This is a genomic window from Bradyrhizobium sp. MI1.7, assembly GCF_055811795.1.
Window position 1 is genome coordinate 20,484 of the sequence record NZ_JBVVPO010000086.1, and the last position, 7,029, is coordinate 27,512.

General features: G+C 63.0%; 9 protein-coding genes. 5 read left to right on the top strand and 4 right to left on the bottom strand.

Going from position 1 to position 7,029, the window contains the following annotated elements; genetic code table 11:
* Positions 1–5 precede the first annotated feature (5 nt).
* The 3 genes from AC0L3X_RS41565 (at position 6) to AC0L3X_RS41575 (ending at position 3,036) form a co-directional block, all read left to right on the top strand.
* The gene (locus AC0L3X_RS41565; RefSeq protein ID WP_231142709.1) at positions 6–1,802 is read left to right on the top strand and encodes a ShlB/FhaC/HecB family hemolysin secretion/activation protein; all 1,797 of its coding nucleotides are present in this window, start codon (positions 6–8) and stop codon (positions 1,800–1,802) included.
* Between the two features lie 148 nt (positions 1,803–1,950).
* Positions 1,951–2,781 carry an alpha/beta hydrolase gene (locus AC0L3X_RS41570; protein ID WP_063982042.1) on the top strand — a complete coding sequence of 277 codons (831 nt, stop codon included), beginning with the start codon at positions 1,951–1,953 and terminating at the stop codon, positions 2,779–2,781.
* Between the two features lie 78 nt (positions 2,782–2,859).
* A complete protein-coding gene (locus tag AC0L3X_RS41575; RefSeq protein WP_187387992.1) occupies positions 2,860–3,036 on the top strand; it encodes a hypothetical protein in 177 nt (58 codons plus the stop codon).
* A 50-nt stretch (positions 3,037–3,086) separates the two neighbouring features.
* Here the strand turns inward: AC0L3X_RS41575 and AC0L3X_RS41580 are convergent, their stop codons facing one another.
* Positions 3,087–3,428 carry a phasin gene (locus AC0L3X_RS41580; RefSeq protein WP_014493705.1) on the bottom strand — a complete coding sequence of 114 codons (342 nt, stop codon included), beginning with the start codon at positions 3,426–3,428 and terminating at the stop codon, positions 3,087–3,089.
* A 146-nt stretch (positions 3,429–3,574) separates the two neighbouring features.
* Positions 3,575–3,760, bottom strand: a complete 186-nt coding sequence (locus tag AC0L3X_RS41585; protein ID WP_063982041.1) for a hypothetical protein — start codon at positions 3,758–3,760, stop codon at positions 3,575–3,577.
* Between the two features lie 679 nt (positions 3,761–4,439).
* Between AC0L3X_RS41585 and AC0L3X_RS41590 the strand changes: the two genes are divergently transcribed.
* Positions 4,440–4,796, top strand: coding sequence for a hypothetical protein (locus tag AC0L3X_RS41590; protein WP_063982040.1), 357 nt, complete (start codon positions 4,440–4,442; stop codon positions 4,794–4,796).
* Between the two features lie 50 nt (positions 4,797–4,846).
* Here AC0L3X_RS41590 and AC0L3X_RS41595 read toward each other — a convergent pair whose 3' ends face one another.
* Positions 4,847–5,419, bottom strand: coding sequence for a hypothetical protein (locus AC0L3X_RS41595; protein ID WP_473317400.1), 573 nt, complete (start codon positions 5,417–5,419; stop codon positions 4,847–4,849).
* Between the two features lie 35 nt (positions 5,420–5,454).
* The gene (locus AC0L3X_RS41600; protein ID WP_354096637.1) at positions 5,455–5,985 is read right to left on the bottom strand and encodes a GcrA family cell cycle regulator; all 531 of its coding nucleotides are present in this window, start codon (positions 5,983–5,985) and stop codon (positions 5,455–5,457) included.
* 166 nt (positions 5,986–6,151) lie between these two features.
* On the opposite strand from AC0L3X_RS41600, the gene AC0L3X_RS41605 reads away from it, so the two are divergent.
* Complete coding sequence (locus AC0L3X_RS41605) at positions 6,152–6,760, top strand: S24 family peptidase (RefSeq protein WP_028152904.1); 609 nt, start codon at positions 6,152–6,154, stop codon at positions 6,758–6,760.
* Positions 6,761–7,029 lie beyond the last annotated feature (269 nt).

Sequence of the window (7,029 nt, forward strand, 5' to 3'; positions counted from 1 at the left end):
AAATCATGCAGCTAACGAACTCTTACCGGCTCTTGTGCACTGCTCCGTTAAACTACGGTGAGCAGCTCGCTGCGCGCGTTGAGAAGCGGCATCTCCTCGTTGCACTGGTGCTGGCGGCACCGATTTTCACGGGAATTTCGCAGGCGTTCGCTCAACAGGCGAACCAGCCCGGCTTCGATCCGCGGCAGCCCGAGAAATACTTTGAAAACCAAACCGAGCAGGAATCGCTGAGCCGTCCTCCGGTCACGCTGCCGGCGGTCGGCCGGCCCAACACAGGCGGGGATGCGAAACCACAATTCGTGTTGCGCGGGATCGATGTCGGCGGCGCCCAAGCCATTCCCCGCGATCGCATCGCCGCAGCCTATCAGTCCTATCTCGGCAAGAAGGTCTCGCAAGCCGACCTCGCCACGATCGCCGGCGCGATCAGCGATCTCTACCGCGCAGACGGCTTTCATCTGAGCCGGGCGATCGTGCCGCCGCAGGACATCGCCGACGGTCGCATCCGGATCCAGGTGATTGAAGGCGCCATCGTGCAGGCCGAGCTGAAAGGCGACGGCGCCGAGCAGTTTGGCGTGAGGCCGATGCTGGGGCCGGTTCTCGCCGAGCAGCCGTCGCGCCTGGCAACGCTCGAACGTCAGCTCTTCCTCATCAACAGCGGGCCGGGCATCCGGATCACCGACACCGCGCTCGAGGAGATCGGCGGTGCCACCGGCCGCTTTCGCCTCATCGTCCATTTGAAAACCTGGCACGTCTTCTCGTCGTTCGGCGTGGATAATTTGGGCTCATCGTCGGTCGGCCCGTGGCAGACCTACGCGACCGGCGCTTTCAACTCCTACCTCACGCCCGGCGATACGCTGGCGGTCAACCTGTCGACCATTGCCAACGACCCGCGTGAGCTTGGCTTTGCGCGATTATCCTATGACGCGCCCGCCGGCGTCGACGGCGTGCGCCTCGGCGCTTCCGTCCTGTACAGCGCGGTCCGGCCGGGTGACGCCCGCCGCCTCGACAGCGACATCACCACGACAGAGGCGTTCGAGCTGCGGGCAAGCACCGTGCCCTTCATGTCGCAATCATCGGCGTTGACGCTGACCTTGGCCGGCACCTTCAGCAACGTGTCCGAGCACGATCTTTACGGCCCCTGGTACAACGACCACATCAGGACCGCGAGCCTGACCGCCGATTACCGGCTCCAGGATCGCTTCGGCGGCACCAATTTCGCGACGCTGACCTACCGCCAAGGTCTCGACATCTTCGGTGCCTCGCATTTCGACGACGATCTGCTGTCGCGCGACGGCGCCGCGTCGAACTTCTCGGTGCTGAACCTCTGGTTCACGCGCTACCAGACCCTCAACGACGCCTGGTCGCTCAAGCTGTCCGCGGCCAGCCAGACGGCATCGCGGCCGCTGTTCATTTCGCAGCAGTTCTATCTCGGCGGCGCGGCTTTCGGCCGGGGCTATGGCGCGGCCGAGATCAGCGGCGACAACGGTCTTGCCGGCTCGCTCGAGCTGCGCTTCGACCAGAAGCTCAATTTCCGCTACTGGACCGGCTATCAGCTCTACGCCTTTGGCGACGCCGGCGCAGTCTGGAACGACGGTTACCGCCTGAGCGACGGCCTGTCGCTGACATCGGCCGGAGCCGGCGTGCGGTTCTTTCTGCCGGATGATCTTCAAGCCGATCTCGGCGTAGCCGTCCCCTTGAGCTACCGGGCGCCAGACAACGAGCGCCGCAGCCCACGCTTCCTGTTCACCCTCTCGAGCGCATTCCGGCTCTGCCCCGAACGCGGCAGGGGCGGCTGCCTCTAGCTGCCGCGCTTTGAGCACACCCGGCATGCGGCCCTTTTGCGGCCTTGCTCACAGACTTGCCTAAATTTAATCCCGTAACCTGCTCACGATCGCTCGATCCGGGGGCTTGCAATGACCATTTTCAGTCGAAAGTGATTGGGACGGAACCATGAAGAGGGTGTTTGCAATCCTGGCCTTTCTCTGCGTGCTCGGCGTCGGCCAGTATTTCGTGGTCAGCCGGTTCGCGATCCGACATGAGATTTTGACCCTGTTCGATGCCTCGCGCCAACGGCCGATCTCGGTCGAGATCGCGGTGCGGCGCGACTACGAGACCAAGGCCAATCTCGGGCTCTGGAAGCTCCCGCTCGCCATCATCAGCAACGGCAACACCGTCAAGGCGACCGAGTATTCCTTCCTCGCCAACGTGCTCGCGGCGCGCGGTTATCTCGTTGCCAGCATCCAGCAGGACCTGCCGAGCGATCCGCCGTTGATGACCCATGTCGGTCAGCAATATGTCGGGCGGCGCGAGGTCTATATCCGCTGCGAGGCCAACATCCTTTTCGCCCTGGCCGAACTGAAGCGACGGCAGGAAAACACCGACTACGACCACATCACCCTCGTCGGCCATTCCAACGGTGGCGACGTCTCGATGTATGTCGCCCATCAGCACCCGGAGATCGTGTCGAAGGTGATCACGCTCGACAATCTGCGGGTGCCCTTCGTGCTCAGCGACAACCTGAAGATCCTGTCGTTCCGCTCCAAGGATCCGCATTTCCAGACCGACCCGGGCGTGCTGCCGACGCCTGAAGAGGCCAAAGCGCGCGGCATCGACATCGTCCATACCGGTGCTCAGCACACCGAGATGAGCGATCGCGGTCCCGATGCGGTCAAGGAGAAGATCCAGGCGACACTCGACCGCTTCCTGCGTGACAGCGCCAGCAGCTCGCTCGCGCCGGCTGACACCAGAAGCCCGATGATCATGAACCCCGGCGACTACTAGCCGGGTCCCCTTTGCGGCAGATCAAGGCAGCTCCAGGGTGGCGACGATAGGAAGGGCCTCACCATCCCGGAGGGGCACGTGTCGCACTCCATCGAAAGCCTTGATGCGAAACGTCTCGAGACGGCAGGCCTTGGCCTGCCGGCTGCGAGGACACCGGCATTCGCGCGGCATCTCTATCGTGCGACCCGCAAGCTGCTGCGGTCGATCATCGCCCGCATCGATCTCTCGCAATTTCCGGGATCGTGCTGCGGCTGAGCGCGGCGTCACGCAAAATCAATTTGCGGTCACGCGGCGCACACCGGAACTCAGGACTTTCCCTTGCCGGGCTGCATGAAACTGCCGGTCATCTGGCGCATGTGGTCGCCGGCGCTGGTGAACTGGCTCCGCAGGAAGTCGGACTGGATTCGCATCGCTTCCTGAAGGTCGGTGGCATGCACGAGCTTGCGCGCGTGCTCGAACGCCGACTTCATGTTCTGCTCAGTGAACGCGAGCGCCTGCTTGGACACCTCGGTACCCGCTCCGGGAACCGACGTCATCGATTTGGTGGCAGCTTCGAAAAACATGCCGAATGCCTGTTCCGCCTGATCGATCGTCTTTTCGGCCAGGTCGCGCAGTTCGGCCGGGACTTCGAGCTTCGGTTCGATCATGGTCATACTCCTCCCCTTTTTCCCAACTGAATACCACACTTGCCGGATCGCATTCCAGCGGCAGCCTGGCGGACAAACGTCGCCCGGCGGTCCGGCTCCGGCCGGAAAACGGGGGACGAGGCGTAAGGCCGGCGCGCGGCCGGGGGTCAGGACAGGGGGTGCTCGGGAAGGGTTTCTTCGGTGCCGAGGTCTTCGACCAGCTTGATGACCTCGAAACGCTGTCGAGGCCCGAGCTTCAGGAACGCGCGAAGCAGGCGCAGACTTTCAACGGTGCTGCTTGCAGGCGCGCCGAGCTTGAGGTGCAGTTCAGCCGCGAAATTGAGGTTTTTCATCTCGCACCTATGACAAGCATCGGCCCTCGTGATCAGACGCCGAGGTCTCGCTCGAGAATCGAACACCATGACCGGACGCCATGGTGACCCTGAGATCTCGGCCGGGGCACCCGGTGGGTTAACACGCTGAACCATATACTGGCTCAACCGAACAGGTTGCAATTATGTCAAGAAACAACCCTTCCGGCAAGCCCAACCGTCGCCGTAGCGATGCTTCGTCCGCATCGCAGCACGGCAATTCCGGATAACAGGAATATGGACCGTCGTCACCCACCTGCGTCAAGAAGCGGCATCACTCACGCACACGGCCTCGGTCGCTGTCAATCGGTGCGGCGTTTCGCCGTGTTTCCGGTGTGAACGAGGCCAGATTGAAGTTTCTTCAGCGTATACACGTAATTGTTGAGCCCGACCTCGGCGGTTGTATCGCCGGCGAAATGAACGTCGAGCCGCGCAGCCGGCCTGCAGCGTCTTGATCCGTCCGCCAGTGAAGCCCCCCTTGAGCTGCTCGGCTTGGACGCGGTTCCCCGTACCGGGTTCATCGGTCCGAAGATATCTCCGCCAATGAACCGTCGTTCAAGGTGGAACGACCAAGCGGTTGCGAAGCGGCCACGCAGACCACGGGCGCCATGGCTGACGGACTTCTCGATTCGGGCGCGCCTCAGCACCAAAGGACGACAGCATGCTTTCCCGCTGCGATCTCATCAAGGGCGGCGCCGTCGCGCTTCTCACTTTCTCGATACAAGGCGCATGGGCGCAGGAGACAAGGATGAATCTGTTCAAGATCGTCACCATCAAGGACGAAATCGTCGTCGGATTGTCGGCGGAGGAGCTCCAGGCGCTCGGCGGCAATGATGCGAGCGCGGTTGCGCACGCGCTGGCGCAGAAGGGCGATCTCACGGTCTGGCAGTACAACGTGCATCGCGGCCCGAACGGTGAATTGCAACAGGCGCCGACCGCGAAGATCGGGCTCTTGGCCAACGCGTCTCTCCGTGTCGAGCCCTACACGACGCCTTACCAGATCGTGCCGCATCCGTAACAAGCGGCCCGGGCGCGCCTGCGGCGAGACCCGCAGGCGCACCACTACTCTCAACGCTGCTTGGCGCGCCGAGCCCGGCCTTCCGTCGCAAAGCCGTAGATCAGCGCCAGCCGGTCCAGGCATTCGCGAAAGCGCCGCGCGAAATAGTCGTTCCAGCGCTGGGTACGAACAGCGCGCCGCTCCCCGATCTGATCCATGGTCAGCCCCAGCACCAGGACGTCGTGCACCAGCGCGGCGCCGTCGGTACCGAGTTCGCGCTCGACCCGGTTCAGGCGCAGCACAGCCTGGCGCTGGTCCTCGGTAACGGGCTCACGCGAGCGCGTGCCATCGACATATTCGCGCGTCGAGTCCACCGCCTGGGGCCCGCGCTCCGCCCTCTCCCAGTCGTTCTGGAAGGCGCGCCCGCCGCGATACTGCGCCTCGTCGATCTGGTGATGCGCGTGCAACCGGCCGAGCGGATCGCCGCGGATCGAGCGGACGGCGACGATCTTCTCGCCGGCATCGAGCGCCAGCGGATTGTCGACCTCGACCTCCGCCACCTCTGCATTGAACGGCACCTCGCGCGAGCGCCGATCGTAGATTCCAGTCAATCTGTAGGACTTGTTGCGTCGTGCACCTGCCACTCGGATACTCCTCGCAAAATTGGATAGTGGTCCCGTCAGGCGGCTGAGATCAGCCTCAAGACGACGGGACCGGCGGCGCGAGCGGACGCGGCCTCAGACCTTCGCGTCAGGCGAGCATGCGGCGTGCAATAGCTGGAGCCCGGCTGGCGCGGATGGCCGCAGAAGGCGATCCCCTCCCCGTCCTTGTCGCCACCATAGGGATAGCGGCAGTCGTCGCGCCCGAGTTCGCCCAGCGCGACCAGGCGGGGCTGGACGCCGACACAGCGCAACTTGACACGCGCGGGCTTCATTGCGGATTTCGGTGGCAAGTTCAGGTTCGGCACCGCCGCACGGGGCGGCCCGATGAGACAGGCTCCTGACGGCAAGGACGGCACGATCGATGGACTCGTCATCCGCGCCGGTGCCGCGAGTCCAAGCCGCTTGGCGCGGCCGGCCACCGCGTTGCGTGTGTAAGCCGTTCCAAACCTTCCGTTTATCTGTCTTCCGATCTCCGCATAAGACATTCCCTTGAGAAAATAGTCGCGAAGCGCGTCGGAGTGCTCCGACGGCCAATGACCCGGTTCCATGCTGCTGTCCTGTGATGCGCCTCCTCCGATCGTTCGATCGCGAGGCGGCGCCTACATTCCGTTATTCCGAAGCGACTGTCAAGCGACAATTCTGATATTCATAATTGCATCAATTCCGAATTTCGGATTACAAGAGGCGGGACGATGGGCAATCGAGGGAATCACCATGTTGGACGTTGCAATGATCGAGCGGGGCCTGGAGAAGACGGGCAAGAGCAAGGGCGGCCTGGCGGCGGCCATGGGCGTGCGGCCCGGCGCGGTGTCGGAGATCCTGGGCGGCGAGCGCCTGGTGAAGGCGTCTGAAATCATTCCGATCATGGAATATCTTGAGCTCAATCTCGCGCCGATCATGGGCCGCGTCGGGGCCGGCGCTGTGATCGAGCCCGATTATGAACAGGTTCCCCCGGAAGGCCTCGGCGATATCGCGCTGCCGTTCCCGATCATGGAAGAGACCGTCGCCTTCGAGATCGTTGGCGATTCGATGCTGCCCAAATACGAGAGCGGCGACGTGATCGTCGTCTACAAGGACCAGCGCCATCCGCTGTCGAGCTTCTACGGTGAAGAGGCCGTGGTCCGGCTCAAGACCGGTGAACGCTATTTGAAGACCATCGAACGCGGAAAAACTCCCTCCGTCGTCAATCTCAATAGCTTCAACGCCAAGCCGATCGTCGGCGTCAAGCTCGAGTGGGTCGGCGAGATCTGCCTGTCCATGCCCAAGGGCCAGCTCGAGCGGCTGCGCGCCAAATCGGCACGCCCTCGCAAGAAGAGCAAGTAGGCATCGATTTCCGATTTACGGAAATCACCCTTGACTTAATTCTGTTTTTCGGAAATACTCTGCCGCACTCCCGGCTACGGGGCGCGGCAGGATCGTTTCATGCAGTATTTCGTCGTGATGATCGACTATGGGCGGCGCGGACGCGAGCGGTCGTCGATCCCGAAATCACAAGGCGCGAGGTCATCTCCCGCGTCGTTTCGGGTGAATATCGAAACATCTCGTTCATCCACGAAATCGCGGAGAATGCGGTCGAGGACGTGACCGAGGCG

Excerpts from the sequence above, each read along its gene's own strand:
- AC0L3X_RS41565 (WP_231142709.1), top strand. The coding sequence starts at position 6 with ATGCAGCTAACGAACTCTTACCGGCTCTTGTGCACTGCTCCGTTAAAC.
- AC0L3X_RS41570 (WP_063982042.1), top strand. The coding sequence starts at position 1,951 with ATGAAGAGGGTGTTTGCAATCCTGGCCTTTCTCTGCGTGCTCGGCGTC.
- AC0L3X_RS41580 (WP_014493705.1), bottom strand. The coding sequence starts at position 3,428 with ATGATCGAACCGAAGCTCGAAGTCCCGGCCGAACTGCGCGACCTGGCC.
- AC0L3X_RS41585 (WP_063982041.1), bottom strand. The coding sequence starts at position 3,760 with ATGAAAAACCTCAATTTCGCGGCTGAACTGCACCTCAAGCTCGGCGCG.
- AC0L3X_RS41590 (WP_063982040.1), top strand. The coding sequence starts at position 4,440 with ATGCTTTCCCGCTGCGATCTCATCAAGGGCGGCGCCGTCGCGCTTCTC.
- AC0L3X_RS41600 (WP_354096637.1), bottom strand. The coding sequence starts at position 5,985 with ATGGAACCGGGTCATTGGCCGTCGGAGCACTCCGACGCGCTTCGCGAC.
- AC0L3X_RS41605 (WP_028152904.1), top strand. The coding sequence starts at position 6,152 with ATGTTGGACGTTGCAATGATCGAGCGGGGCCTGGAGAAGACGGGCAAG.